The organism is Marinobacter nanhaiticus D15-8W (assembly GCF_036511935.1).
Lineage (GTDB): Bacteria > Pseudomonadota > Gammaproteobacteria > Pseudomonadales > Oleiphilaceae > Marinobacter_A > Marinobacter_A nanhaiticus.
In genome coordinates this window covers 4,612,065-4,637,557 of sequence record NZ_AP028878.1, presented here as the reverse complement: position 1 = coordinate 4,637,557, position 25,493 = coordinate 4,612,065, and the positions used below count along the sequence as shown (strand labels likewise).

25 protein-coding genes are annotated in these 25,493 nt (G+C 59.4%); 11 read left to right on the top strand and 14 right to left on the bottom strand.

Annotated elements, in window-relative coordinates; genetic code table 11:
• Window positions 1-4: 4 nt before the first annotated feature.
• The 6 genes from RE428_RS20805 to RE428_RS20780 form a co-directional block, all read right to left on the bottom strand.
• Window positions 5-796 carry a dioxygenase family protein gene (locus tag RE428_RS20805; RefSeq protein ID WP_004580244.1) on the bottom strand — a complete coding sequence of 264 codons (792 nt, stop codon included), beginning with the start codon at window positions 794-796 and terminating at the stop codon, window positions 5-7.
• A gap of 22 nt (window positions 797-818) precedes the next feature.
• Complete coding sequence (locus RE428_RS20800; protein WP_004580245.1) at window positions 819-1,565, bottom strand: carbon-nitrogen hydrolase family protein; 747 nt, start codon at window positions 1,563-1,565, stop codon at window positions 819-821.
• A gap of 131 nt (window positions 1,566-1,696) precedes the next feature.
• Window positions 1,697-3,001 (bottom strand): TRAP transporter large permease, encoded by a 1,305-nt coding sequence (locus tag RE428_RS20795; RefSeq protein ID WP_004580246.1) that lies wholly within the window; start codon window positions 2,999-3,001, stop codon window positions 1,697-1,699.
• Window positions 2,991-3,485 carry a TRAP transporter small permease gene (locus RE428_RS20790; protein ID WP_004580247.1) on the bottom strand — a complete coding sequence of 165 codons (495 nt, stop codon included), beginning with the start codon at window positions 3,483-3,485 and terminating at the stop codon, window positions 2,991-2,993. The genes RE428_RS20795 and RE428_RS20790 overlap by 11 nt, the downstream gene beginning before the upstream one ends.
• 61 nt (window positions 3,486-3,546) lie before the next feature.
• Entirely contained in the window at window positions 3,547-4,554 is a 1,008-nt protein-coding gene (locus tag RE428_RS20785; RefSeq protein WP_004580248.1) for a DctP family TRAP transporter solute-binding subunit, read from the bottom strand.
• Window positions 4,555-4,767: 213 nt separating this feature from the next.
• Window positions 4,768-5,364 (bottom strand): hypothetical protein, encoded by a 597-nt coding sequence (locus RE428_RS20780; protein ID WP_004580249.1) that lies wholly within the window; start codon window positions 5,362-5,364, stop codon window positions 4,768-4,770.
• Window positions 5,365-5,588: 224 nt separating this feature from the next.
• On the opposite strand from RE428_RS20780, the gene groES reads away from it, so the two are divergent.
• From groES to RE428_RS20755, 5 genes are all read left to right on the top strand, one after another.
• Window positions 5,589-5,903: a co-chaperone GroES gene (gene groES / locus RE428_RS20775; RefSeq protein ID WP_004580250.1), complete on the top strand. Its 315-nt coding sequence runs from the start codon at window positions 5,589-5,591 to the stop codon at window positions 5,901-5,903.
• Window positions 5,900-7,531, top strand: coding sequence for a chaperonin GroEL (gene groL, locus RE428_RS20770; RefSeq protein WP_004580251.1), 1,632 nt, complete (start codon window positions 5,900-5,902; stop codon window positions 7,529-7,531). The genes groES and groL overlap by 4 nt, the downstream gene beginning before the upstream one ends.
• 189 nt (window positions 7,532-7,720) lie before the next feature.
• On the top strand, window positions 7,721-8,464 hold the full coding sequence (locus RE428_RS20765) for a substrate-binding periplasmic protein (protein ID WP_004580252.1): 744 nt from the start codon (window positions 7,721-7,723) through the stop codon (window positions 8,462-8,464).
• Between the two features lie 237 nt (window positions 8,465-8,701).
• Window positions 8,702-9,820 carry a hypothetical protein gene (locus RE428_RS20760; RefSeq protein WP_004580253.1) on the top strand — a complete coding sequence of 373 codons (1,119 nt, stop codon included), beginning with the start codon at window positions 8,702-8,704 and terminating at the stop codon, window positions 9,818-9,820.
• 88 nt (window positions 9,821-9,908) lie between these two features.
• The gene (locus RE428_RS20755; protein ID WP_169334056.1) at window positions 9,909-11,690 is read left to right on the top strand and encodes a DUF4153 domain-containing protein; all 1,782 of its coding nucleotides are present in this window, start codon (window positions 9,909-9,911) and stop codon (window positions 11,688-11,690) included.
• A gap of 155 nt (window positions 11,691-11,845) precedes the next feature.
• On the opposite strand, the gene RE428_RS20750 is transcribed toward RE428_RS20755, so the two are convergent.
• Window positions 11,846-12,673: a helix-turn-helix transcriptional regulator gene (locus tag RE428_RS20750; protein ID WP_004580255.1), complete on the bottom strand. Its 828-nt coding sequence runs from the start codon at window positions 12,671-12,673 to the stop codon at window positions 11,846-11,848.
• 118 nt (window positions 12,674-12,791) lie between these two features.
• On the opposite strand from RE428_RS20750, the gene RE428_RS20745 reads away from it, so the two are divergent.
• From RE428_RS20745 to map, 3 genes are all read left to right on the top strand, one after another.
• A complete protein-coding gene (locus tag RE428_RS20745; protein WP_004580256.1) occupies window positions 12,792-13,721 on the top strand; it encodes an alpha/beta fold hydrolase in 930 nt (309 codons plus the stop codon).
• Window positions 13,722-13,883: 162 nt separating this feature from the next.
• Window positions 13,884-14,129: a ParD-like family protein gene (locus tag RE428_RS20740; protein ID WP_004580257.1), complete on the top strand. Its 246-nt coding sequence runs from the start codon at window positions 13,884-13,886 to the stop codon at window positions 14,127-14,129.
• A complete protein-coding gene (map, locus tag RE428_RS20735; RefSeq protein ID WP_004580258.1) occupies window positions 14,126-14,923 on the top strand; it encodes a type I methionyl aminopeptidase in 798 nt (265 codons plus the stop codon). The genes RE428_RS20740 and map overlap by 4 nt, the downstream gene beginning before the upstream one ends.
• Before the next feature lie 97 nt (window positions 14,924-15,020).
• On the opposite strand, the gene RE428_RS20730 is transcribed toward map, so the two are convergent.
• The 3 genes from RE428_RS20730 to RE428_RS20720 all read right to left on the bottom strand — a co-directional run bounded on the left by RE428_RS20730 (window position 15,021) and on the right by RE428_RS20720 (window position 16,733).
• Window positions 15,021-15,560, bottom strand: a complete 540-nt coding sequence (locus RE428_RS20730; RefSeq protein WP_004580259.1) for a nuclear transport factor 2 family protein — start codon at window positions 15,558-15,560, stop codon at window positions 15,021-15,023.
• Entirely contained in the window at window positions 15,557-15,805 is a 249-nt protein-coding gene (locus RE428_RS20725; RefSeq protein ID WP_040882411.1) for an Atu4866 domain-containing protein, read from the bottom strand. Before RE428_RS20725 ends, RE428_RS20730 begins: the two co-directional genes overlap by 4 nt.
• Before the next feature lie 196 nt (window positions 15,806-16,001).
• Window positions 16,002-16,733 carry an SDR family oxidoreductase gene (locus RE428_RS20720; RefSeq protein ID WP_004580261.1) on the bottom strand — a complete coding sequence of 244 codons (732 nt, stop codon included), beginning with the start codon at window positions 16,731-16,733 and terminating at the stop codon, window positions 16,002-16,004.
• A gap of 142 nt (window positions 16,734-16,875) precedes the next feature.
• On the opposite strand from RE428_RS20720, the gene RE428_RS20715 reads away from it, so the two are divergent.
• A complete protein-coding gene (locus RE428_RS20715) occupies window positions 16,876-17,778 on the top strand; it encodes a LysR family transcriptional regulator (protein ID WP_004580262.1) in 903 nt (300 codons plus the stop codon).
• A 313-nt stretch (window positions 17,779-18,091) separates the two neighbouring features.
• Here the strand turns inward: RE428_RS20715 and RE428_RS20710 are convergent, their stop codons facing one another.
• The gene (locus tag RE428_RS20710; RefSeq protein WP_004580264.1) at window positions 18,092-19,021 is read right to left on the bottom strand and encodes an AEC family transporter; all 930 of its coding nucleotides are present in this window, start codon (window positions 19,019-19,021) and stop codon (window positions 18,092-18,094) included.
• Between the two features lie 107 nt (window positions 19,022-19,128).
• Here RE428_RS20710 and RE428_RS20705 point away from each other — a divergent pair, with 107 nt between their 5' ends.
• Entirely contained in the window at window positions 19,129-20,016 is an 888-nt protein-coding gene (locus RE428_RS20705; RefSeq protein ID WP_004580265.1) for a LysR family transcriptional regulator, read from the top strand.
• A 37-nt stretch (window positions 20,017-20,053) separates the two neighbouring features.
• On the opposite strand, the gene RE428_RS20700 is transcribed toward RE428_RS20705, so the two are convergent.
• The 3 genes from RE428_RS20700 to RE428_RS20690 all read right to left on the bottom strand — a co-directional run bounded on the left by RE428_RS20700 (window position 20,054) and on the right by RE428_RS20690 (window position 23,039).
• On the bottom strand, window positions 20,054-20,998 hold the full coding sequence (locus tag RE428_RS20700) for a homocysteine S-methyltransferase family protein (protein ID WP_004580266.1): 945 nt from the start codon (window positions 20,996-20,998) through the stop codon (window positions 20,054-20,056).
• Window positions 20,999-21,209: 211 nt separating this feature from the next.
• Window positions 21,210-21,878: an HAD-IA family hydrolase gene (locus RE428_RS20695; RefSeq protein ID WP_004580267.1), complete on the bottom strand. Its 669-nt coding sequence runs from the start codon at window positions 21,876-21,878 to the stop codon at window positions 21,210-21,212.
• A 138-nt stretch (window positions 21,879-22,016) separates the two neighbouring features.
• Window positions 22,017-23,039, bottom strand: a complete 1,023-nt coding sequence (locus RE428_RS20690) for an AraC family transcriptional regulator (protein WP_004580268.1) — start codon at window positions 23,037-23,039, stop codon at window positions 22,017-22,019.
• Between the two features lie 204 nt (window positions 23,040-23,243).
• Here RE428_RS20690 and RE428_RS20685 point away from each other — a divergent pair, with 204 nt between their 5' ends.
• The gene (locus RE428_RS20685; protein ID WP_004580269.1) at window positions 23,244-25,436 is read left to right on the top strand and encodes a TonB-dependent siderophore receptor; all 2,193 of its coding nucleotides are present in this window, start codon (window positions 23,244-23,246) and stop codon (window positions 25,434-25,436) included.
• Window positions 25,437-25,493 lie beyond the last annotated feature (57 nt).

Here is a 25,493-nt window from a genome sequence, read left to right as displayed (position 1 = left end):
GCAATCAAACGCCAACGACAATAGTACTCTCGTAGCCTTCGGACGGCCCGCCAGACAGCGCAAGTAGCTGTCCGGCAATGCCGTCCCTGAACAGCCAGTCCTGGCCATTTGTCGTCTCGCGAGCGTTCTGGCTGCCCCGATAATGGCTACTAGAGGCATAGACGCGATTGTTCGCGTCATCGTCGAACGCAAACTGGGTTGTTCGGCGTGTTGTCCTGAAGCTGTCGTCACTGTAGACCCGGGCATGGAAGTGAGTTGCCCGGCCGGGGTAGCGCCCCGGGTAGATCGTGGTGAATCTGGCCTGGCCGCTGGCGTCGGTGACCTGCACGCCGCGGAGAAAGGTATGGCTGGTTTGATCGTCCTGGCCCATTCCGGAATAGGCCGAGTAGTTGCCTTCGGCGTTGCAGTGCCAGAGATAGACCGCAGCGCCTACGACCGGTGCGCAGTTGTTGGCGACATCGACCACGATCATCTTGAGGGTAAACGGCACGCCAGGCTGCACATTGCTGCCATCCAGGTTTGATCGGATATCGCTGCGGAAGACGGCGGGGTCGTCAAGCACATTGGGCCCGTTGGAACCGTCGGCTTCGAATGGACCCCCGGTTTCGCTGTTGATGAGCGAGCACGACCCAGGGCTTGCCGGTGAACTGGACTGGGCATGGCTGGCCCGGCCAGGAAGAAAGGCCGTAGCGCCGGCGGCAGCCAGATAAGCCAAGGCCTTTCGGCGTGAAACCGAAGGCCGAAGTTGTTCAGTCGGGTTGAGATCAGCCCGGCTCGTTGGGCGAGAGCTGGCCATACGCGTTGTCCTTCAAAGTTCTTTAGGAACTCTCCGCCAGTTCGAAGACATGAGTAAACGCTTCACCGCTGGCCGTATCCAGTAAGACACCACCTTCTCTTCGATCATCCATTTGCACCAACAGTTCCCCTTCGCTGCTCCAGGCAGCCGATTGCCCTGCACAGACGAAATCGTCGCAAGGGCCCAAAGCGTTGGATAAGACAACCGGCATCCCATGTTCCTTTGGTATTTGCGGGTAGTGGCTCATGGCGCGAGTCATTAATTCAGCGTCCTTGGCGACACTGGCGAGGTAAATGGTTGCGCCGAGTATGGCCGCCTGGATGGCATGCTCCGGCTGCATGGATTCGTAGCAGATCGCCGGGGCCAACCGCTCTGGACCGTGCGATAACAACAGTTGTGCCTCGCCAGCAACGAAGTAGGGCCATTCATCCCTGTGTAGCCATTGTTTGGCATAGCGCCTGACCGCTTGCTTTGGGGTGAACCAGAGCATGCCGATCTGTATCGCGTTGTCGGCCTTAAGAGGCAGACCAATGCCAATTATCATCGATAGGCGACCGCTGGCATTCTGGAACGCCGCAAGACGAGGATCGTCGACGGCCATCGCCAGTTGCTCGGCGAGTCGAGGTTCGAAGCCGGTCAGGGACAGTTCCGGAAAGAAGACGAGATCGGCCCCTTTATCGTGGGCTCCCTCAATAAACTGCAGATGTCGGGCAACGTTGGCCTGGATATCACCCGTTACGGGACGGAGCTGGGCGGCAAATAGTTTCATTGATTGAGGGCCACCATGGGCGGTATTGGCAAACGGTTGGCAGATACGAACGAGGTTTAGCCCAACCTTCTAACGCCGAGATTACGGCGAAATCGCTTTGAAATAAAAGAACCAACGGGGGATCGACTGACCTACCACGGCCCCACCAGATAACCCAGTTTCTCCGGTAACCAGAGCGCAATACCCGGCACGAGCATCACCAGCAGCAGGCTGGCGGCCATGGCGGCAATGAATACCAGTGTCCAGCCGACCGTATGCTCCAGGCGGATATTGGCGATTCGCGTAGTGACCATCAGGTTGACCGCCACCGGGGGCGTGAACTGGCCGATGGCGATATTCATGGCCAGCAGGATGCCGAACCAGATCGGGTTCCAGCCAAAATGGTTCATCAGCGGTAGCACGATCGGGATCAGGATCAGGTAGATGGAGATGGCATCCAGTAGCATGCCGGCAATCAAAACCAGGACCATGACCAGTCCCAACAGTACCCAGCCGTTTTCGGAGAGCGACAGTAATGCGTCTGCCAGATGCTGGAAGGTGCCCAGTGTGGTGCCCGCCCAGGCAAAGATACCGGCCAGTGCGATGATGAACATAACCACACCGGAGGTGACGGCCGCTTCGCTCATCAGGCTCCAGAGGTTGCGGATGCTGAGGTTACGGTAGAGGACGCAGCCGACGATCACACCATAAGCAACGGCAACCACTGCAGCTTCGGTTGGGGTGAACAGGCCCGAGCGTAGTCCCCCCAGGATAATCACGGGTGCGAATAGCGCCGGAATGGCCGCCTTGAAGCTGGGCCAGAACGGTGGTCGCTCGACGGTTTCCGGATCTTCCCAGCGGTACTTCTTAGCGAAGTAAAGCGCTGGCGCCAGCAGGGAAACACCCGCGAGAATGCCGGGGAACAGTCCCGCGGCGAACAGGGCCCGCAGATCCACGCCAGGGACGACGATGGAGTAGAGGATCAGGGCAATGGACGGCGGAATCAGGATGGCCGTGGAGGACGATGCGGCGATTAGCGATGCCGAAAATGGCTTGGGATAACCGGCCTTGTGCATGCTTGGTAGCATCACCATCGCGACGGCGGCGGCATCTGCGGGTCCGGACCCGCTCATCCCACCCATAATCAGGCATACCAATACCGCAACGACCGTCAAACCACCGTGGCGGGGGCCGATAATCGCCTGGGCAAAACGGACCAGGCTGGCGGCAACACCGGCGCGCTCGAAGATCAGGCCCGTCAGGATGAACAGGGGGATCGCAATCAGCGGGTACTTGGCCACGCTGTTGTAGGTGTTGGTGCCGAAGGTGCCCAGCATGGCCGGCGGCAGTCCCGCTACGATACCCACCAGTCCGCCCAGACCCAGGGCAATCGCCACCGGCATGCCGAGCAGCAGCGCCAGCAGGAAGCTGACGATCATCAGCACGTCAGGACTCATGGATTACCTCCGGGTCGTCCTTGCCGCGCAGGCGATCGATAAGGTTTTGCGTCATTCGGATGATGATGGCGAGGGCGAGGATGGGCAGCCAGACCACGTAGATCCAGTTCGGGAATCCGAGACCCGGCGACAGCGATTCCCATTGGTATTCCTGCAGGGCGAAGGTGCTCCCGTACCAGGCCATGGTGCCCAGGACGATGACGCCTGCCAGCCATTGCAGTACGAAAACCACCTTTTGCGCCCACGTCGGCAGATGATGCTCGATCAGTTCAATGCGGATGTGCTGGTTATGGCGCGCAGCCACCGCGGCTCCGGCAAACGTGAGCAGCACCAGGCAAAACACCGAAAACTCCTCGGTAAAGGCAAAAGAGGCATCGGTCGCATAACGCACGATCACATTGCCCAGACTGATCAGGCAGATAGCGAGCAGGGCTATCGTGGCCAGCCATGAATCAGGCCGGAACTTAGGGGGACGGGGCGGCATGGGACCTCCGGGTCAGAAAGGACGCCCGCCGGGAAGAGCGGGTGCCCGGGCAACTCGCTTTTTATTGGGCGCGGTTGGCGACCGCGTCCTGTGCCTGCTTGACCAGATCCTCGCCGATGCGTGGGGCCCATTGGTCGTAGACAGACTGGGTGGCTTCTTTGAAGGCGGCGCGTTGTTCGTCCGTCAGTTCGGTCACTTCGACACCGCGGTCCTTGATGGCCGCGAGGGTATCTTCGATTTCACTGCGGGATTTCTCGATCTCCCACTGACCGGCGTCGATGGCAGCCTGCTTGAGCAGTGCCTGATCTTCGGGGTTGAACTGATCCCAGACACGATTGCTGATGGCGAATACCAATGGGTCAGCCATGTAGTGCCAGCGGGTCAGGTACTTCTGGCCGACCTGGTCGATACGCGCCACATCGAAGACTGACAATGGATTTTCCTGGCCATCGACAGCGCCGGTAGTCAACGCCGGCTTGGCGTCAGCCCAGCTCATCTGGGTCGGGTTGGCGCCCAGTGCCGTAAAGGTGTCCTGAAACAGCGGCGAACCCACAACGCGGATTTTCAGGCCATCCAGGTCGGCCGGTTCGTCGATGGTCTGCTTGGAATTGGAGAGCTCGCGGAAGCCGTTCTCGCCCCATGCCAGAGGCGTCACACCACGCTTCTTGATAGCTGCAAAAACGGCCTCGCCGGCCTCACCCTGGGTGATGGCATCAATAGCTGCATAGTCCGGCATCAGGAAGGGCAGGGAGAACAGGTTCAGTTCGGGCACCTGCGGCGACCAGTTGATGGTAGACCCCACCGCCATATCGATCAGCCCGGAACGCATGGCCGAAAATTCCTTGGTCTGGTCGCCCGAGACCAGTTGGGAGTTACTGTAGATCTTCATGTTGATGCGCCCGTCGGAGCGCTCTTTTACCAGCTCCACCCATTTATCTGCGGCCTGGCCCCAGGGGAAGGCTGACGGCAGAACGGTGGAGACGGTGTACTCATCCTTATACTGGGCGTGGGAGACAGCGCTGAACAGCAGGGAAGCCGCAGCGGCGAGAAGAGTGCAACGTTTCAACATGGTGTTTTCCTTTTTATTGGAAGTAGACGGACCGCCACGCGTTATTGGAATTGGAAGGCCCATTTGCGGCGATCGGATGCGTCCCGAAAGGCGATTATAGGAACGGGCCCTTCATGACGCAAAAGAGGAAAAAACTAACCTGTTCTTATGTCATTAAAACGGGAGCGGCGAAATGAAGGCTCTAGATCGTTATGGTGAGCAAGGCGATGTACGTTAATGCACCTGCTCGTTCCCATCCAAACTAATACCCATCATCACCAACTGATCGGCCAACTGTTCATCACCGGTCGCACACCACTGCCGATACAGTGCCAGCACATCCTCGACATGGTTGCTGCCCCTCCGGGCGCAGGCCTGTGAAATCAGGTCGAGAAAGGACGAAAAGCGCTCAGCCAGTTCCGCAAAGACGTGGCGATGGCTGGCGGCATTGTCGGCGAGGTAATCGTAGGCGCCTCCGCCCATGCCAACAAAGTAGTCCTGCTGGAAGCCCTTGCGGGCGTATAGTTCGGGGAAGAGTGCACCGATAAACAGGGCTTGGTCGCCCAGTTGCCGGAGAATCAGGCAGCGCTCGTGGTCGGCGGAGGCTTCGTGCGCGTCCTTATAGAGCAGCGCCAGCGGACGCAATCTCAATTGGCCCTCCTCATAGCTGAACAACTGGCGGCTGTCTCCCAGCCGGGCGAGGGTGGCTCCCACGTACCACAGCGTGTCTTCTTCCGGCCGCGGTTCCAATGCGTCCGCGCAGCCGTCGAGGCGTTCCCGGAAGTAATCGCCCAATGTGCGCTCAAAGGTCTGACCCGCTCGTTCCCACATGCCGACACCTCCTACCGGTTGACTTACTTTGAATATAAAACAGCCAAGGGCCAATTCAAGGCATAAACGATGATGCGTTTATAAAAAAATATTCAAAAAAATGACGGTCACGCCCTCTTGAAAGCGTCAGAACAGTACCTATTTTCGCGATCAGTGGACGGCATCATTGCCGGTCCCTGCAACGTTGTTTTCAGTGTATTGGATTTATTCAGGAGGACATCTCAATGCAGATCAAACCGCTCTATGACCGGGTGGTTGTTCGTCGACTGGAAGCGGAAACCACCACCAAAGGCGGTATCGTCATTCCCGACAAATCCGCCGAAAAGCCCACCCAGGGCGAGGTGTTGGCGATTGGTGGCGGCGCGTTGCAGGACAACGGAGAACAGCGTCCGTTGACTGTGAAAGTGGGGGATCGCGTGCTGTTTGGCCAGTACGCCGGCACCGAAATCAAACTGGACGGCGAGACCTATCTGGTCGTTCGTGAAAACGACATTCTTGCTGTGATCGAAGAAGAGCAGGCTGAGGAGAAAGCAGCATGAGCGCAAAAGAAATCACCTTTTCCCAGAGTGCCCGTAACCGCATGCTGGCGGGCGTGAATACTCTGGCGGATGCTGTGAAGGTCACCATGGGCCCTAAAGGCCGTAACGTGATCATCGACAAGAGCTTTGGCGCGCCCCGGGTCACCAAGGATGGCGTGTCCGTCGCGAAGGAAATCCAGCTCAAGGACAAATTCGAGAACATGGGCGCCCAGATGGTGAAGGAAGTGGCGTCGAAAACCGCTGACCTCGCCGGTGATGGCACCACTACCGCGACCGTGCTGGCACAGGCCATCGTGCGCGAAGGTCATAAGGCTGTCGCTGCCGGCATGAACCCGATGGACCTCAAGCGCGGTATCGACCTGGCGGCCAGCGCTGCCGTGGACGAGCTGAAGAAACTCTCCAAACCCTGCGAGGACAACAAGTCCATCGGTCAGGTCGCTACCGTCTCTGCGAACTGGGATACCAACATCGGTGACATCCTGGCCGAGGCCATGGACAAGGTCGGCCGCGACGGCGTGATCACCGTCGAAGAGGGCAAATCCCTCGAAAACGAACTGGACGTCGTCGAAGGCATGCAGTTCGACCGCGGCTACCTCTCACCGTACTTCATCACCAATCAGGAGAAGATGCAGGTCGAGCTGGATAGCCCGTACGTCCTGCTGTTCGACAAGAAGATCAGCAACATCCGTGACCTGCTGCCGGTTCTTGAAGCGGTCGCCAAAGCGGGCAAGCCCCTGATGCTGATTGCAGAAGACATCGAAGGCGAAGCCCTGGCCACGCTGGTGGTGAACAACCTGCGCGGCATCCTCAAGGCCGCTGCCGTCAAGGCGCCGGGCTTCGGTGACCGTCGCAAGGCGATGCTCCAGGATATCGCCGTGTTGACCGGTGGTGAGGTGATTTCCGAAGAACTCGGTCTGTCCCTGGACAAGGCCAGCCTGGATCAGCTCGGCTCCGCCAAGCGTGTGGTCATCACCAAGGAAAATACCATTATCGTGGGCGGCGCCGGCGATAAGGCCGACATCGATGCCCGCGTGGCCCAGATCCGCAAGGAAATCGACGCCTCCAAGTCTGACTACGACCGCGAGAAATTGCAGGAGCGGGTCGCCAAGCTCTCCGGCGGGGTTGCCGTGATCAAGGTCGGTGCCGCCACCGAACTGGAAATGAAGGAGAAGAAGGACCTGGTAGACGATGCGCTGCACGCAACCCGCGCAGCCGTCGAAGAGGGCATTGTACCGGGCGGAGGTATTGCCCTGGTCCGTGCTGCCGATGCGGTTCGCAAGGCCGAGCTCAATGCGGTCAATGATGACCAGAAAGCCGGTATCCGCATCGCCCTGCGCGCAATGGAGGAACCCTTCCGCCAGATCGTCGCTAACGCGGGCGTCGAACCCAGCGTGGTGTTGGACAAGGTCCGCAGCGACGACAGTGCGAGCCACGGCTATAACGCCCAGACCGAGGCATACGGCGACATGATCGCCATGGGTATCATCGACCCGGCCAAGGTCGCCCGCACCGCGCTGCAGAACGCCGCGTCTGTCGCCAGCTTGATGCTCACGACGGAAGCTATGGTGAGTGACGCACCGGAGGAGAAGAAAGGCGCTGCGCCGGCTATGCCGGATTATGACTTCTGATCAGGTGAGTCTTTATCGTGATTTGAGGGGGCCGTAAAGCCCCCTTTTTTCAGTTTATATAGAAATGCTTATACCTAGACTGAGTTGTACGCCCACGCTCTTCGGCAATCCCCAACTGTCCCCCCGAATACCCCTCCAATACCATACCGCGCTATCCATCCAGTTATTCAAAATGAGCGGAGCAAGTTCATGAAAGTGAAAATCGGGCTGTTGGCCAGTCTGCTGGTTGTCGCAAGCAGTGCTATGGCTACCGAGGAGCTTAGGATCTATACCGAGCAGTACCCTCCCTACAACATGACAACGAGCGGTCAGCCGTTTGCTCATTCTGAAGACGATATTACCGGCCTTTGCACCGATATCCTGAAGGCTGTGCTGGCCAATAGCGGGCTGGAATACAGCATCAAACTCCGCGACCTCGCCTATGGACTCAACCGTACCGAGCAGCATCCGAACCACGGCATCTACTGCGTATCCAAGACCGACGACCGGGAGCCGTTTTTTAACTGGGTGGGTCCGCTGGCGAGCATCAAGTGGTCGCTGTTCGCAAAGCCGGATTCTTCGATCGAACTTGATGACCTAGACGACGCCCGTGACTACCGGATCGGTGGTTACAAAGGCGACGTCATGACGAACTACCTGATCGACCAGGGCTTCGAGGTCGAGGCGATCAGCAACAACGGCCTTAACGCCCGTCGTCTGGTCGAGGACCAGATCGATCTATGGGTCACCGACGGGCTGGCGGGGCCCTACCTCGCCGCCGATGCGTCCGATGTCACGGGTCTTGAGCGTGTCCTGGTTTTCCGTGAGACGCCGATGTACCTGGCCGTCCATAAGGAAACCGATCCGGATATCCTGCGTGCGCTGAATGAGAGCTACCAGGAGCTGGTGAAGTCTGGCGAGAAAGAGACCATTTCCCGTTCCTACGGCTTCTAAGCGATAGGTGACACCGCCCCGGGACCAGCACACGCCGGTGAGTTGGCCCGGGATCCACGGCCGTGCACCCAGTCTTACTTCCGTCCTTATCTGTGCAGGAAGTAAACATTTATCTCGATTTTTTGATATTCCGCGTTATCCTTGGCATCGATCGCGTTTGCCCGGAAACGCGATATTGTTGTGGCGGGCGTTAAGGAAACGAACGCTGAAAACGGTAGTACACAAAAGGATGCTTGTGTGAAAAAACGATCTTCTCTCCTGCCTGCGTCATTCGTTGCCGCTGCCCTGGCGGGCTGTGCAGCGCCCCAAGTCGAAGACCATACCCCTCTCGCTGAAACCAGCGTCGTGAAAGCCAAATATGTGATCGCCGGCTATATCCTGCCCGACGGGCAGGGTGAGCAGGTTACCTACACCCGGCCGGATCGCAGGACCATCATCGAAGACATCGAGTATGACTCCTGGTTTACGAGCCAATTCCTTGGCAGTACCCATACCGGAGCCATTGCGCGCTTGGACAGGAACCTGCAATGGCTTGTCGACTATGACCGTGAAAGCTACCGCGAATGCCCCCTCTCCGGTTGCGCCAACAAGAGCGTTTGGGAGCTGCTGGGAGAAGGGAATGCACCGGACGATGAAGCGAGCGATGACGAGGTTTACGACCCTTCCGGCGGGGAAAGCTGCCAGTTGGTGACCTCGGACTTCAGCTTTGGGGTGGAGCCCAAAAACGTGCAGCGTACGATTAACGGCTTTGCGGCCGAGCAGTACATTGCGACGTGGAAGCTCACTTCCGAGGACGAAGATGGGAATCAGGATAAACATCTCCTGACGATGGACTTCTGGATGAGTCAGGCCGACAGCGAAATGAAGGCTGTATGGGACATCAACGGCCAGTTCCAGGAGAACTACCTCAATGCAGTATCTGATCGGAGCAACCCGCTGGCCCGCTATTTTGGCGATAACATCTATAAGGCCGTTGCGATGGTTTCCGGCGATATCGAAAAGCAGGAGCTGGACGACGACTCCGAAGTCGTCAGGTCTCTGAAGGCGATTCCGGGTTACCCGGTTTCCATCAAGCTCGAATGGTACGCCGACAGCCAGACCTGCCCCGAGCAACAGAAGAAAGAAAGCAACAGTATGGCGGGTTTTGACGTCAAGGATCCTCTTGGCTCGCTAGGCAACATGGCTGGTGATTTCATGAAGGATAAGGCAGGGGAAGAGATCGAAAATCGCCTCAAGCATGATAAGGACAAACCTGTCTTTTCTTATATCTACGATGTGACCAGCGCAACCGTACAGATGGAGCGGGGCAGCCGTTTCGATGTTCCGCAAGGTTTCGACCTGGAAGACCGTCGCTAGTGCGTTAAGAACAGGCCGGCGCTTCGCCGCTGGCCTGTGTTACGACAAGATGAGCTCAAAGGTGCGATTCAGCCAGGAGGTCGTTCCCGTGGTAAGCGAATCTCAAGGTGGCGGTGGTCAGGGCACACTCGATACGGCTACCCGATACAGCCTGATCCTGATAGCCCTGGTTCAGGGGTGGCTCCTTTACTTCCTGCATCTCAGTCTGGACAACGAGCTTTGGCCATCCACGGACAGGCCCTGGCTACTCTCGATCTACAGTGTCGTGGTGGGTGTGCCAGCCTTTCTCTATCTTGGGATGGAGCGTTTCAGGGATTGGCGGAACGTCATTGGCGTTGGGGCTCTTTCATTGGCGCTATCTGGCCTGGGCTCGCATCTGGGATGGCTGCTGGATACGCCAGGTGGCGGCAGCTCCGAAATTTTCGAGTTCGGTTGTAGCTTCCTTTTCAGTGTTGGCACCTCGCTGTTTATCCTGGCGTTTTACTTCCGCAGTTGGTCTGCCAACGACCGGCTGAAAATTCGTTACAGCCAACTCATGGAATATTCCTGGCAGCACGCGCTGACCATCGGCATGGTGGGGCTGTTTGTCGGGGTCTTCTGGCTGTTGCTTTTCCTTTGGGCACAGTTGTTCGATGTTATCGGCATCGAGTATTTCTCGCAGCTGTTCTCGGAGCCCATGTTTATCTACCCGGTTACCGCGCTGGTGGGCAGTTTGGGGCTTCTACTCGTGCGGGAGCGTATTCGGCTTATCGCAACGACCCGCGCTGTCTGCGAAGCGCTGATCAAGGCCCTGCTGCCTCTTGCGGTGTTGATAACGGTCCTTTTCCTTGCAGCGCTCCCGGTAACGGGGATGCAGGCGATATGGGCAACGGGCAAGTCGGCCTTCCTGATGATGACCCTGACGCTGATCGTTCTGTTCTTCTTCAATGCGGTACTGTCTGACGACGCTGAAAGGCCTGCCTATCCGAACTGGCTGCGGGGGTGGGTCGTATTCGGCGTCCTGTTGCTGCCGATCAACACGGGGCTCGCGGCCTGGGCGCTGGGCCTCCGTATCGAGCAGTACGGTTTGACCGTTGACCGGTTATGGGCATGCGCGCTGCTGCTCCTTATCGGCGCATTCACTTTCAGCTACGCGCTGGTGATCTTGTGGCGTCGGCTGAATGCGCTGCCCGCCATACGTCTCGCCAATGAATGGCTGGCACTTGTCGTGGTCGCGGTCCTTTTAATGGTCAATACGCCTCTGGCCGACTTTCGCGGTTGGGCGGCGGCGAACCAGGTTGACCGACTTCTGACCGGTGCTGAAGCGCCGGAGGATTTTGACTTGCGCTATCTCAGGTTCGAGCTTGGCGCCTATGGTATGGAAGCGCTTGAAAGCCTCAAGCAATCCGACTTCGTTGCAAATCGCCCCGTTCTGGCAACGCGTATCGAGGCGGTATTGAAGCAAGAGCATCGTTGGCAGGAGACCCCCACGGTCGATGCCGGTGATCTGGCAGCTGTGCGATCTGCTATTGATGTCCTTCCCGATGGCGCCAACGTGCCGGATGCGATCTTGCGGAGATTTGTCGATGATACGTCCCGCTGCCTGACTGCGGAGGCTGGGTGTGCACTGGTTCAAGTGGATGACGGCCAGTGGTGGGGGCTCTCTCATCAAAGTGAAACCTATCTTTCAGGCCGGGTCTATGAACTGAACGAAGACGCGTGGGATGAGATAGGAACCGTCTCCAACAATGGTTGTGCTACCGGCGTTATCGAGCGCAGTGCGATGGCTCAACTACGGCCGGTCGTTGGCGCTCGGTTCGTCTATTCGGATGGAGCCTGTTTCTACCAGATCAAGCCGAACGTGAGCTATCTGGAAGGTTTAGCGCGCTAGGGTAAAAGGGTTTGATTTATATCTCGCCGCACGCTAATAAATTGGGCAGAAAGGGATTGGACAGATGCCAATCTTGCCGAGTATTTATGCACGTCGCAGACGTTTGCAAGCTCGAACTGCTCAAGCTATGGCGTTTAGCTCGCTCCTTAACGTTCTCACGTAAGCTCCGCTTTCAACCACGCCCGCGGCGACATCCCTGATTGCGCCTTGAACGCCCGCGAGAGTGATGACTCACTACCATAACCGGCCTCTTCGGCAATAAGCCTGATCGGCTGCCCCTGCCTTAACCATTTCTGCACCAGCCCGATACGCCACCGTTGCAGGTAGCTCGCAGGCGGTTCGCCGACGGTGTGGTGGAACGTATTCGAAAAGACGCTGCGGGACATGCCGGCGGTTGCGGCAAGGTCTTCCACTCGCCAGTTTTTCTCCGGTGACTCGTGCATGGCTACGATGGCGCGCCTCAATTGGGGGTGCGACAGCCCGGCCAACAAACCGACCTGTGTGCTGCCTTCTTCCATCATGTGCCGGACAAGCTGGATCAGCACGACCTCGAACAGCCGGTTGAGCACGGCCTGGCGGCCACAGTTGCAGGCTTCCGCCTCGGCAAACAGGAGGTTCAGCACGGGGAGGCTGTCTGGCAGTTCGGCGAGCGGAATGCAGACGGCGGAGGGCAGCGCGTTGGCAAGGGGAGCTGCCGCGCCACCTTCGAAGGCAATGTGTGCGCATACGAACTCGGCGCCGCGTTCGCTGTCAGTCACGAACCGGTGCGCCATAGGGCGAGGGTAGAACAGCAAACTCGGTTCCTGGATATCGAATGCCAGCGTTTGCCGGTGCCAGACTTCTACGCTGCCTGCCTTGATCAGGTGCAATTGGCCATAGGGCTCTTCACCGCTTAGCGAATTGATGCCGCACAAGGGGCCCAACTGGAATGTGCGGGCACTCACCGAGAAATGATTGAGCAGGGCTTGGAGACGGTCGACCATATCGATACGATTTGTCAAAAATAAGAGACTAAATGTAGCAAATGGTATTTTAGCTTGGAAGATAATTTTTCTCGCCATCAGGCAAAACCATCGACTGCTTGAACGAGAGGAATCCGACATGAGCACATCCAACCGCGCCATCGCTGCCGCCCTGTTAACGGCCTTGCTGCCTGTCGCCACGGAGCTGGCTGCCGAGCCGGCGATCGAACGCACGGAGAGCACCATCACCACCCAGGACGGCGTCGAGCTCTACTACAAGGACTGGGGGCCGAGAGATGGAGACGTAGTGGTGTTCAGCCACGGCTGGCCGCTGAACTCCGACAGCTGGGAATCCCAGATGCAATTCCTGGCCGATAACGGCTATCGCACGATCGCGCATGATCGCCGCGGCCACGGGCGTTCCAGTCAGCCCTGGAACGGCAACGATATGGATCATTATGCTGACGATCTGGCGGCGGTGATCGATACGCTGGACGTTAAGGATGTCACCCTAGTGGGCTTCTCGACCGGTGGCGGTGAGGTTGCCCGCTACATCGGTCGCCATGGCACTGACCGGGTGAAGAAGGCCGCCCTGGTGAGCGCGGTTCCCCCGCTCATGCTTAAAACCGAAGATAACCCGGGTGGACTCCCGATCGAAGTCTTCGACGGGCTGCGTGAAGCGTCTCTGGAAAATCGCTCGCAGCTGTACCTCGATATCGCTTCCGGCCCGTTCTTCGGTTTTAACCGTCCAGAGGCGGAGCCATCCCAGGGCCTGATCCAGTCCTTCTGGCGCCAGGGCATGATGGCGGGTGCCAAGAACACCTACGACTCGATCGAGGCGTTCTCCGCGACCGACTTCCGCGACGACCTGGCCAGGTTCGACGTGCCGACGCTGGTGATTCACGGCGATGACGACCAGATCGTGCCTATCGATGCTGCAGGCAAGGCCTCGGCGGAGTTGATCGATGACGCCGAACTGATTGTTTACGAAGGCGCGCCCCATGGACTTGCCGATACCCATAAGGATCGTCTGAACCAGGATCTGCTGAACTTCCTGCGCAAGGAATGAGCGAGAGAGCGCCAGAAGCGGCCGTGGAAACACGGCCGCTTTTTTGGGCGTGCAGGTCCCTTTTAGCAGGAAGAGCGCCTTAGCTAGAACAGCGCCGCTTGCGTTTGGCTCACTCAAAAACTAATATGCCAATCGTATATGAATCATATATGGAGCATATCAATGGGCATCGTCAAGATCTCCGACCAAATGCACGAGAATCTTCGCGTCGCCAGCGGCGCCCTATGCCGTTCGATCAATGCCCAGGCCGAGCACTGGATGCGTATCGGTATGCTGGCTGAGTTGTACCCGGATATGAATCACCGGGACCTTTGCCGGATGCTGGTCAGGGCCGAGCAGAATGGCGGGCTTGAGCTGTCAGCCTTGCTGGATCATGGACGCCTTGACGCTATCGCTGCTGGAGAATGACTGTGAGTTCGAGGATTGTTATCCATACGCCCGAGGACATCGAAAAGTCCCGCGTGGCGGCCCAACTGGCCGCCGAAGTCCTGGCCATGATTACGCCTTACGTGCAGCCAGGCGTAACGACGAATGAGCTGGACCGGATCTGCCACGACTACATCGTGAACGTGCAGAAGGCGATCCCCGGCAACGTGGGCTACCAGGGCTTTCCCAAGACGGTATGCACTTCGGTCAACCATGTGGTGTGTCATGGGATTCCATCGGATAAGCGCCTGAAGGCGGGCGATATCATCAATATCGATATCGCCGTTGTTCGGGATGGCTGGTACGGCGACACCAGCCGGATGTATTTCGTCGGCGAACCCAAGCCCCACGTTCGCCGGCTTGTCGACGTGACGTATGACGCCATGTGCGCGGGAATCCGGGCTGTGCGACCGGGCGCGACTCTGGGTGATGTCGGGCACGCGATACAGGCCGTGGCGGAAGCCGCTAAATTCAGCGTCGTGCGCGAGTTCTGCGGCCACGGTATCGGCAAGGTCTATCATGACGAGCCGCAGGTCCTGCATTACGGCACGCCGGGTAACGGCCTGGTCCTCAAACCGGGCATGATCTTCACCATAGAGCCCATGGTTAACGCCGGGCGTCGTCATGTGCGCATGTTGCGCGATGAGTGGACGGTGGTGACGCGGGATCGCTCATTGTCGGCACAATGGGAGCACATGGTGGCGGTGACCGAGAGCGGTTTTGATGTGCTGTCCCAATGGCCGGATAAGCCGGATCAGAGCCTGGTAGCAGCCTGAATAGCCGGCAACTGAGGAAAGAAAGCTGAAGAGATGCCTCTCCAGCTTGTAGTAGTGCCATACCTGATGGCGTGGCGGGTGTTGAGTCCGGCGGTCGTCACTCGCTGCGTACCGGATTGTTCTCCACAACCTGCCGATAGGCCGCAAGATCGAGAAAGGCCTCGGCCCGGGTGACGACGTCGTCCTCCATCCGGAATATCCAGACGAACTGGTTTTCGTAGCGGCCCCCCGAGGTCGTGATGGCGCTGCCGTCGAAACGCACGATCACGGTGTCGCCTTCCGCCCAGATGGCGAGAACCTCGGGCTTGACCGGTGTCCGCAGGCGGGAGACGAGCGGTCGCGCCGCCTGCTCCACGAACGTTTCGCGATCAGTGTAGGTGCCGGCGACCGGATCGGAGCCGTGGATCGTCCAGACAATATCGTCGGCCAGCAGTTGGTCGAACACGCTCTCGCCCGCGGCCCATGCCTCGAATGCGCGGCGGACGGTCTCCCGGTTGCGTTCGGCTTCCGTCGTGGCGCTTAGGGTATCCGCCCCCTGTTGAGACAGCGCCGTGGACGCGACAAACAGCGGCAGCAGGATCAAGGCGGCCCGGAAGAGTTTCCCCGCGCGCCGAGAGAGTGTGGATATGAGGTTCATTGGTCAACCTCCTGGCGATACATCACCATGCCGCCGTGATAGAGCACATCGTCGACGAACTCGCCATCGGCGGTAAAACCGGTATCGTCCCAGTACTGGATTGTATTGCCGTCAACTTCATACCGACCGGTATAGGCGTTTTCCCGATCGCCACGCGCTTCGGCATAGCGGCCGTCGGTTTTCAGCTGTTGTCGGATGCGTCCGTCCCCGGTGACCCATAGGCCGATATAAGGATTGTCCTGCATTTGGTTGTCTCCCGATTGTCTCTGTTCCTCGAGCGCGGCGTTTGTCTCGCTATTGGCGACCATTAACTCCTCGCCCGGTTCATCAAACTCTGTCTCTGCCTGGGCCAAAAGTGGACCGGCTGTGGTGGCGCAAAGGACAGCGACCGCTATTGGGTGATATGGCATGGTTCTATCCCCCTAAATGTTGCGTCGCCCCCTAATAGGGCGACCTGGTCGGACGGATGGTGATCTCGCTGGTGTCCACATCCTCGGGCGCCTCGATAATCTGGCGTACGGCACGGGCAATGGCCTCCGGCTGCAGCTTGATGCGACGGAATGCCTCCATTGCCTCGGCGGCAGTCGGGTCGGTGATGGTATCCGCAAGTTCTGAATCGACGACGCCCGGGTTAACGCAGGTCACGCGGATAACGTTGCTCTCCTGCCTCATTCCGTCCGAGATCGCCCGAACCGCGAATTTCGTTGCGCAGTAGACGGCGGCTGTCGGGGATACGGCCAGCGCGCCGATAGACGCAATATTGATGATCTGGCCGGAACCCTGCTTCTCCATCTGTGGCTGGACACCGGCGATGCCCCAAAGCACGCCCTTGATATTCACATCGACCATGCGCTCCCACTCGTCGTACTTGCCGGCGGCAAGAGGTGAAAGCGGCATCACCCCGGCGTTGTTGATCAGGACGTCGATGCGACCCCATTGGTCCAGCGCCGTCTGTGCGAATCGCGCCATGGCCATGCGGTCAGTGACATCCAGTTGCTGGACCTCGACCGTTCCACCGGCTTTACGAATGTCGGCTGCAAGCGCTTCGAGGCGATCCAGCCGTCGTGCGCCCAACAGTAGTCGCGCTCCGGCTGCTCCAAGCTCCTTTGCCATTGCGGCGCCAATACCACTGCTCGCCCCTGTGATTAGGATGACTTTCTCTGCAATATTCATCGTCTGTCTCCTCTGGTTTATGGAGCGACTTCTTGGGAAACGTACCTGGGCCGCTCCGACAGGAAACACGATAAGCGCTCGATTTGTTCAGGAGAACATGCCAATCTCTTGACTCTATGGTTAGCGAAATTTGCCAATAGCTATGGATCTCAATCTCCTCACGTTGTTCACTGCGGTGGCAGAATGCGGGAATTTCCGTGCTGCTGCGGACCGGCTGGGCGTAACGCGCTCTGCCGTCAGCCAGGGTGTCCAGCGGCTCGAAGAAACGCTGGAACAGCCGCTATTTCGACGCACCACGCGCAGCGTGCGTCTGACCGAAGAAGGGGAGCGGCTGTTGCAGGCCGTCTCGAACCCGCTCGCCGAGATCAATGCAGCGCTGGAGTCTGCGCAGAGCGCAACCGGCGCGCCCCATGGACTGCTGCGGGTAACCGCAACATCGATTGCCGAGCGATTTCTCTCAGGGCCGCTTATTACCTCGTTCGTCGAGGCGTACCCCGGGATTACGTTCGATGTGACGGTGAATGACGAGGAATTCGATATCGTCGCGGCCGGCTACGACGCGGGTGTGAGGTTGGGGGAGGTGATCGAGCGGGATATGGTCGCGGTACCGCTAACCGGGGAGCAGCGCCAGGTGGCGGTCGCCACGCCAGGCTACCTGGAGCGCCACGGCGTTCCCCGGCGTCCGCGAGACCTGGCGGAGCACCGCTGCATCGGCTGGCGCCCGGCCTTCGATACGGCTCCCTACCGCTGGGAATTCGAACGTGATGGTCGCGCCTTCGATATGGCTGTCGAACCGCAGGTGACCACCAACGACATGCTTGTCATGCTCCGCACATCGCTGGCCGGCGGCGGTATCACTTTCGGTATCGAGGAAACGTTCCAGCCCTACATCGAACGGGGTGAGCTCGTTACATTACTCGACGACTGGCTGCCGCCGTTCACCGGCTTCTACCTTTATTTCCCAAGCCGCCGCTCCGTGACGCCGAAGCTAAGGGCGCTGATTGAACATGTTCGTAAGTATCGGGATATAGGGCCCCAGGCGTAGCTGGCTATTAACGTCCAGGGCCTCAAGGCGGGTACGGAGGCGGGGGGCAACGGCCTCGCTGGCTGTCTTCGACAAGCTCTGTGATATGGGACATCGCGTCTTCCATTAGGTCACTGTCCCGGGTCAGGAAAGCTGGCTGCCCCTGGCTATTGAACGCAAGCACAGCACTCGAGTGAGTGACATCGTAGTTGCCGTTTTTGTCTGGTTCGCCGCAGCTGTAGGAAACGCGGTAGCGCATCACGCGATCGCTGCAAGGCTTGGCCGGAAGCGCGGTTGGCAATGAGGTACGCAGGCATTCCGCCGTTACCGATTCCTACCCAATCCAATACAGGCAAACCGACAAGGTCACTACCGAGCCCATGGTCGACCAGAGCACGGTCTGGGCAACAACGGCGGCTTCGCGACGGTAGAACTCAGCCAGCATGAAGGGACCGGTGCCCGTAGGTAGCGCGCTCAGCAGCAGCGCAGCCTTCGCCCAAAGCGGCGGGAGCACGAAGACGTAGCTGGCCAGAACCCAGACCAGAAGCGGATGGATGATCAGCTTGATGCCCACCAGCGCAGCGGCAGCGCTGCCGTTTTTTTGCCGTTCTCGTTGCGCCAGGAATGCGCCGAGGGAAACCAGAGCGCAGGGGGTGGTTGCTGCGCCCAGCAGATCGAGGAAGCGGCCTGCCGCTTCGGGGAGTTCCGCCCCCGACGCTGCCCAGCAGCCACCCAGGATGGGCGACACCACGAGCGGGTTCTTGGCGAGCGCGACCAATACCTTGCGGATCGCGTGATAGGCCGATCGTTCGTTTTGCAGACCAACCTCCACAAACACGATGGCGACGGAGAACAGCAGGCACACGACAATCAGCGTCGCGATCAGGGCGGGTTCCAGACCATCGTCGCCCAGGACCAATACGCAGAGGGGAATGCCGATATAGCCAGTGTTTGCATAGGCGGCACTCAGGCCGTCGATACTGGCATCCGCGAGGCGCCGTTGTCGAAACCACCGATAGCCCAGGGTCAACGCATAGACCGCCATGGTGCCGATGCTCACGACCGCAATGAAGCCGGGGCGCCAGATTTCCTCCAGGGAGGCCGTCGCCGTTGCGCTGAACAGCAGGGCGGGGAGGCATAGCCAGACCACAAAGCGATTGAGTTCCGAGGCAGCGGTTTCGCCCAGGCGCCCCGTCCTGCGACAGATGTAGCCAGCCAATATCAGACCGAAAATCGGCAACAACACATTGATGACCGCGGCCATTGGCGCCCCTATCAGACCGGTGAGCAAAGCAGCCTAGCGTAAGCAGTGGCGACCGATGCCGTCTAATGCTATATGATTGCTCTATCAATACCTTTAGCGCATAAATAATGGATCTACGTCACCTTCGCAGTTTCCTGGTCCTCGCTGAAACGCTGAATTTCAGCCGTGCGGCCGAACGCCTCAACATGACCCAACCGCCCCTGAGCCGGCAAATCGCCGCGCTGGAAAAGCGCTTGGGCACGCCCCTGTTTTGGCGGCATTCCCGTTCTGTGGTCCTGACCCCTGCCGGTGAACAGTTCCGCAACGATATCAGCCGACTATTTGCTGATCTCGATCGCGCGGTCAAGTCTGCCAGGGCTGCTGCGGAGGGCGAGCGGGGCGAATTGACGGTCGCCTTTACGATGTACGCGGCCTGGAACGTACTGCCGGAGATGGTCGCTCGTTTTTCGGACAGCTTTCCCGAGGTCGCGTTGTCACTGAACGAGACGCTTCCTCGGGACCTCCACGACGCGCTCATCCAGGGCGTCGCCGACGTCGGGATCAGTTTTCCCCTGCGGTTCGATCACACGCTGCGATATCACCCGTTGTTCCAGGAGCCCCTTTGCGCGGTTTTGCCACAAACGCATCGACTTGCAAACAGCGCGGTTGTTTCCGTTGGCGAACTCGCCGCGGATGGCTTCATCACCTTCCCCAGCGCCACGGCACCGGCCCTGCATGAGGCTGTCATGGCCTGCTGTCGAAAGTACGATTTCGAACCGACCATCAAGGTGGAGGCGCATCTCCAGCAAACCATCGTCAACCTCGTGGCCAAGGGGTTGGGCGTTGCACTGGTGCCCGACTCGATGAGACGGATGCAACTGGAAGGTGCAGCATTTCTGCCGTTAGAGGATTCGCCGTTGGTGGAGCAGGGGGTGTACTGGAATGAAAACAATCCCAATCCGTGTCTGATGCGTTTTATTGAGGACGCGATCCAGGCCGGCCTTGCTGACAGGTAGGCCCGGTCTATGCGAACACATCGGCGATAGCGGATCGTCACGCCGCCAGGACGACCTTGCAGATTGCTTCTATATGCCGCTCATCAGTACCGCAGCACCCGCCAAACACGTTGAGGTTGGGCAACAGTTGGCGTACCTCGCCGTATTGCCGAGCCAACGTTTCCGGATGACCTTCGTCCAGCTCGGTAGCCTCATCCAGTTCGGCGTGGCTCTTGGTGGATGCGTTGGCACGCAGGCCATGGATCCGGTTGCGCCAGGCACCGCCGGATTCGAGGGTCGCCATGAAATGCGTCGGGTGGGCGCAGTTGATCATGTAATACACGGGCGCTGCGTTCGTGGCAGCGTCCACCTGTTCGATCGCCTCACCCAGTGACTGGCCACTGGGTAGCTTTCCGTCTGTCTCGACGGTAAACGACAGCGCCACTGGCATGCCCACGGCCCTCGCCGCCTGGGCGATACCAATTGCTTCATCGGTATAGGTCATGGTTATCGCCGTCACCAAATCCGTCCCGGCGTCGCGAAAGGTCGTCACCTGCGGCGCGTGGTAGTGCTTGGCCTCGCCTGCAGTCATGAACGTGTCGGGGTTGTAGCCATCGCCCCGTGGACCGACGCACCCACTGATAACGATCGGCGTATGTCGGGTCTCGAAGGACTGCCGGATACCGTAGAGCAGGGCGACGGCCTGACTGTTGGCATTCGCTAGGGCTTTGGCGGAATAGCCAAGCTTGTCGCCCCAGTCCGAACTGGCTCGCCAGGTCGCACTCTCCAGAACGCAGCCGACGCCATATTGCTTGGCGAGTGAGGCATAAGTCTGGAAATACCGGCGCAGGGCCTTCTTGCCTAGCTGGGTCTGAAGCAGGTCAAACGCGGCGAAATAAGGCAGATCCAGCCCGTCGTGGAAAATCAGCGTGGTTTCGATGCCGCCATCGGTCAGGAAGATGTCCCCCGAAAGCTGGGGTAAGGCATTGAGGTACTTGGCCATTGTGATCCCCGCCTCTGTCAGAGAGTGGGTTGTGGCTGGAGCGGCGAGGGCGCCCCCATTGCAGGGGGCAATGCACGCGTCAGGTGCCGCTGAGCCGTCAAGTCACTTCTGAGAGTATTGGCGAGTTACGTGGAGGGGTGAAAGAACTTGAATGTTTAAACGCGCGCCAGGTCATCGTTATACGTTCTTATGGACGTTGGGGTGGCCGAACTCACTCCGTGACTCGCCGCACGGTAACACCGTCCCCGTCATGGGAGGCATGAAGCGCATGGTAGTTTGCTATCGACGGGTAGGGTGACTTCAACGGCTGGCGGTGCAGTGCGGAAACAACGACGAGGCTGGCACCCGCGGCTACGCCCGCATCGATGCCGGCTGGCGCGTCCTCGAATACCAGGCAATTGCTGGCGTTGACCTGGAGCCGCTCAGCCGCATGCAGGTAGCCATCCGGTGCCGGCTTGCTGCGCTCGGCATCTTCGGCGGTCACCATAACGCCAGGCAGCGGCAAGCCTGCAGCAGCCATACGCGCCTCTGCCAGTGCACGCGGTGCCGATGTCACCACCGCCCAGCGATTGGGAGGCAGGCGCTCCAGGAACGCCGCGGCACCTGCGATGGCTTCGACATCCTGTACATTCTCGATTTCGGCGCGGGTGATGCGTTCCGCTTCCACCTTTGGGTCGATGCCCGGCAGCGCCAGCCGCCGAATGGTTTCAACCGCCTGGATGCCGTGGATCGTCGGTAGGAACGTATCCACGTCGAGCCCCCTCTCTCTCGCCCACATCGCCCAGACCCGCTCCGCCGATGCGATGGAACTCAGGATCGTACCGTCCATGTCGAAGAGAAGTGCGGCATAGCGCCTTGGGGGAAAGTTCGTGTCTTCCATAGGGTCAGAGCTGTCCTTCGATGGGTGGCCGTTGAAGATCGCAGCGCACCGTAGAAAAGGCAAGCCGTGGTTCTGTAGGCGTTATATGGAAACCACGAGGATTAGCCTTCCGATAGCTTGTAATCCTGGTGGATTTTTCTAAGGGCGGGGACGCCCGGGAATAGATAACCGGGCCTGCTGCGTGGCTGCCCGGCAGTCGCTGGGGGTGATGCCGAATTCCCGGCGAAAGGCCGTCGTAAAGTTCGAGGCGCTGGTATAGCCAGCCAACTCGGCAGCAATCTCGACGCTGACCCGTTCACGGACGAGGGCCTCCCGTGCTACCCCAAGCGCATGGCGGCGCAGGTAGTGCCCCAACGCTTCGCCGCACTGATCGCGAAACCGCCTTTGCAGATTGCTCAGGCTCATGCCCAGCTGCCGTGCCAATTCCGCCTGGGTCGACTTCCGAGCCTGTCCGCTGTCGATCAATGCCATCAGCTTTGCCAGCCTGGGATCCAGCCTTCGCCTGGAGGCTGCCGGTTCATCGATCGCCGACTGCTCAATGGCCTGGGTATGTTTGAGCGCCTCGCTCGCCAGCGTCAGCGCGAAGCCACTCAGGTGCAAGTGGTACAGGGGGGCGGAACGGTCCGTCGGCGAAGGGGAAAACAGACCCTGCGCAGTGGAGAGCAGGGTGTCTGAAGGCGTCCAATGGATGAGGCGGGGCGTTCCGCGATGGCCGGGCTCCAGCAACCGCCCGAGGCCACGTTGAGCCAGCCACTGGGGTGTAAGGGAGAGGGTTATCGTGCGCTCGTGGCCGTCGATCCTTCCCTGCCTGACGAAGCGGTCCGGCGTGGGCAGGATGCTGACGAGTCCGACGCTACTACCGCTCGGCCCCAGTTCAGCGTCCTGTCTGCCGTACTTAACCCGCGCATGGCCCGAAACCACCAGCGCGATCTTGACCCCCGCCGGCAACTCTGCGCGCGTTGTCAGGCCAAAGTGGTCGTGGATGTCCGCCAAACGCAGGTGCATGCCCGGCTCCAGTTCCGTGACCCGCATGTAACCCGTGAGCAGGGAAGTCTGCGGAGGGCGTGTCGCCAGTTCAAGATGGTGATGGTTAACCAGGGGCACTGAAATCGTGCGCAGTTCATGGGCGTCTATACCGTGTGTACCTAGGAATCCCGTCACATCTCCTCCCGGCGTCTACGTCTCCCGATCCAAGTCATGGGATCTGGGGTGTTCGCAAAGCTATTCGCCGCATTTGCAAAGGTCGCGTTCATGGTGGGCTGTCATAATCTGCCGCCTCAACAGCAATTGTAACGCATTCTCATTCGCAATAGTCGCGCCGAAGCCGTGCGCGAATGAACCGATGCATGGATAACGGAGTGCACTATGTCCACCCAACCCCGCGAGACCCGGCCCATCCAACCAGTTGCGCCCCAGGGCTGGCGCCTTTCCCGCCTCGCCGCCGGAGTGGCGGTGACCCTTTTCGGTATGGGGCAGAATGCCCTGGCGCAATCGACGGAAACACCGACCCGGCTTGATGTCATTACCGTGGAGGGCAACCGGTTCTACGAGATGGAGTCGTCGGAACAGGCGGGCGGTTATGGCATCGATGCAGCGACAGTCGGTACCAAGGCACCGGCCAGCCTGCGGGACATTCCGCAATCGGTGAGCGTGGTTACCCGTGAGGCCATCGAGGACCAGGGTCTGAGCACACTGGACGAGTTGGGACGTCGCACGCCCGGTATGCGTGTGCTGACCAACGACAGCGGACGTTCGTCGATCTATGCCCGGGGTTACGAGTACGACGAATTCAACATCGATGGGTTGCCAGCGCCGATGTCCAGCATCAGTGGCTCGGTGCCCTCGCTGGCGGCGTTCGACCGGGTGGAAATCATGCGTGGCCCCTCGGGGCTGTTCAACAGCACCAGCGAGATGGGCGGTATCGTAAACCTGGTGCGCAAACGCCCCACGGACGAGTTCCAGGCGCATGTACAGGGCAGCGTGGGCACCGAGGACCAGCTGGGTACCCAGGTGGACGTGGCCGGACCTTTGAACGAATCCGGCAGCGTGCGTGGTCGGGTCGTGGCCGACTATACCGAACATGCCAGCTTCGTGGACTACAACGACAACGAGCAGGGCGATGTTTACGCGGCGCTGGATATCGATATCGGTGATGCGACCACCCTCGGTCTGGGCTTCCTTCACAACAGCAGGGACATCGTCGTTAACAACGGCCAGCCAGTGGGTAGTGACGGCGAATTACTCTACGGTTCGGTATCGGAATTCTACGGCGCGAAGTGGAACGACTTCGATAGCCGTTCGAACGACTGGATTGCTGAGTTGAAGCACAGTTTTAGCGGCGGTGGTTACGGTCGACTTGCGGCGCGCTATTCCGATCGTGAGGCTGATTTCAACTACGCTTTCGGCGGCAGCGCCCTCGATAACGACCAGACGCTCAATGTGGCGGGGATCGGGAGCCAGATCGACCAACAGGCGCTGGCGGTGGACGCCAGTTACAGCAAGCCTTTCGAAGTCTTCGGCAACGTGAGTGAATTTGTCGTGGGTGCCGACTACAAGCGTTATGAAACCGACAACGAATCCGGGCGCTCCAGGGGCCTGACCTCCGATCGCGTTACCCTTGAGGAGCTGAACGACCTGGCCTTCGTCGATGTGCTCGCAACCGCACGTGCCAGCGGTCGGGGTTACTCTTATACCGAGTCCCGGCTCGAGGAGACCGGCCTCTACGCAAAACTGACGTTGCGACCGATGGCCGCATTGGCGTTGATCGCCGGTGGCAGGGTGAGTCATTACGACGCCGAGGAGACCAACAAAGTCGCCGACAACAGCCAGGATCGCGACGACAATGCCTTTACACCTTATGCCGGACTGGTGTTTGACCTTGATGCCCATCACTCGCTTTACGCTAGCTACTCGCAGGTCTTCAAGCCCCAGGCCAGCACCGATGCAGACGGCGATCTGCTGAAACCCCGCGAAGGGGAGCAGTACGAAGCCGGTATCAAAGGTAGCTACTTCGGTGGCGACCTGAACGCCCGTGTCAGCGCCTTCCGGCTCTATGACGAGAACCGCGCGGCAACGCCCGAGAGTGCCGGCGCGAGCTATTCGGTGCCGCTCGGCAAGATGCGGATACAGGGGGGCGAGTTCGAGGTCACCGGCAGCCTGACCGACCAGTGGGACCTGATTGCCGGCTATACCTATCTTGATACCGAGGTCGAGGAAGCCTCTACAGCGCGTGACGATGGTATCTTCCTGCTCATGCCGAGAAACCAGGTCAAGGTCTGGACGCAATATGGCTTTGCCGGCGGCATACTGAATGGGCTCCGTGTAGGGGGTGGCGTGACGGCGATGAGCAATTTCTCGTCCAGCAGCGATGTTGAGGCACCTGGCTATGCCGTAGTCGATGCCATGGTAGGTTACGACTTCAACGATCACCTGAGTGCGCAGCTCAATCTCAACAACATCCTGGACCGCACTTACTACAACCGGGTCGGCGGTGTGAATACGTTCAACATAGTGGGCGCGCCCGCCAACGCCGTAGCCACCTTGCGCTACGACTTCTGATGCCCGGTTGCCTGTTGAATCGGCAGTACGCGTGCCGGCGCCTCGATCTTTCGGGGC

Excerpts from the sequence above, each read along its gene's own strand:
- RE428_RS20805 (WP_004580244.1), bottom strand. The coding sequence starts at position 796 with ATGGCCAGCTCTCGCCCAACGAGCCGGGCTGATCTCAACCCGACTGAA.
- RE428_RS20800 (WP_004580245.1), bottom strand. The coding sequence starts at position 1,565 with ATGAAACTATTTGCCGCCCAGCTCCGTCCCGTAACGGGTGATATCCAG.
- RE428_RS20795 (WP_004580246.1), bottom strand. The coding sequence starts at position 3,001 with ATGAGTCCTGACGTGCTGATGATCGTCAGCTTCCTGCTGGCGCTGCTG.
- RE428_RS20790 (WP_004580247.1), bottom strand. The coding sequence starts at position 3,485 with ATGCCGCCCCGTCCCCCTAAGTTCCGGCCTGATTCATGGCTGGCCACG.
- RE428_RS20785 (WP_004580248.1), bottom strand. The coding sequence starts at position 4,554 with ATGTTGAAACGTTGCACTCTTCTCGCCGCTGCGGCTTCCCTGCTGTTC.
- RE428_RS20780 (WP_004580249.1), bottom strand. The coding sequence starts at position 5,364 with ATGTGGGAACGAGCGGGTCAGACCTTTGAGCGCACATTGGGCGATTAC.
- groES (WP_004580250.1), top strand. The coding sequence starts at position 5,589 with ATGCAGATCAAACCGCTCTATGACCGGGTGGTTGTTCGTCGACTGGAA.
- groL (WP_004580251.1), top strand. The coding sequence starts at position 5,900 with ATGAGCGCAAAAGAAATCACCTTTTCCCAGAGTGCCCGTAACCGCATG.
- RE428_RS20765 (WP_004580252.1), top strand. The coding sequence starts at position 7,721 with ATGAAAGTGAAAATCGGGCTGTTGGCCAGTCTGCTGGTTGTCGCAAGC.
- RE428_RS20750 (WP_004580255.1), bottom strand. The coding sequence starts at position 12,673 with ATGGTCGACCGTCTCCAAGCCCTGCTCAATCATTTCTCGGTGAGTGCC.
- RE428_RS20745 (WP_004580256.1), top strand. The coding sequence starts at position 12,792 with ATGAGCACATCCAACCGCGCCATCGCTGCCGCCCTGTTAACGGCCTTG.
- RE428_RS20740 (WP_004580257.1), top strand. The coding sequence starts at position 13,884 with ATGGGCATCGTCAAGATCTCCGACCAAATGCACGAGAATCTTCGCGTC.
- map (WP_004580258.1), top strand. The coding sequence starts at position 14,126 with ATGACTGTGAGTTCGAGGATTGTTATCCATACGCCCGAGGACATCGAA.
- RE428_RS20730 (WP_004580259.1), bottom strand. The coding sequence starts at position 15,560 with ATGAACCTCATATCCACACTCTCTCGGCGCGCGGGGAAACTCTTCCGG.
- RE428_RS20725 (WP_040882411.1), bottom strand. The coding sequence starts at position 15,805 with ATGCAGGACAATCCTTATATCGGCCTATGGGTCACCGGGGACGGACGC.
- RE428_RS20720 (WP_004580261.1), bottom strand. The coding sequence starts at position 16,733 with ATGAATATTGCAGAGAAAGTCATCCTAATCACAGGGGCGAGCAGTGGT.
- RE428_RS20715 (WP_004580262.1), top strand. The coding sequence starts at position 16,876 with ATGGATCTCAATCTCCTCACGTTGTTCACTGCGGTGGCAGAATGCGGG.
- RE428_RS20710 (WP_004580264.1), bottom strand. The coding sequence starts at position 19,021 with ATGGCCGCGGTCATCAATGTGTTGTTGCCGATTTTCGGTCTGATATTG.
- RE428_RS20705 (WP_004580265.1), top strand. The coding sequence starts at position 19,129 with ATGGATCTACGTCACCTTCGCAGTTTCCTGGTCCTCGCTGAAACGCTG.
- RE428_RS20700 (WP_004580266.1), bottom strand. The coding sequence starts at position 20,998 with ATGGCCAAGTACCTCAATGCCTTACCCCAGCTTTCGGGGGACATCTTC.
- RE428_RS20695 (WP_004580267.1), bottom strand. The coding sequence starts at position 21,878 with ATGGAAGACACGAACTTTCCCCCAAGGCGCTATGCCGCACTTCTCTTC.
- RE428_RS20685 (WP_004580269.1), top strand. The coding sequence starts at position 23,244 with ATGTCCACCCAACCCCGCGAGACCCGGCCCATCCAACCAGTTGCGCCC.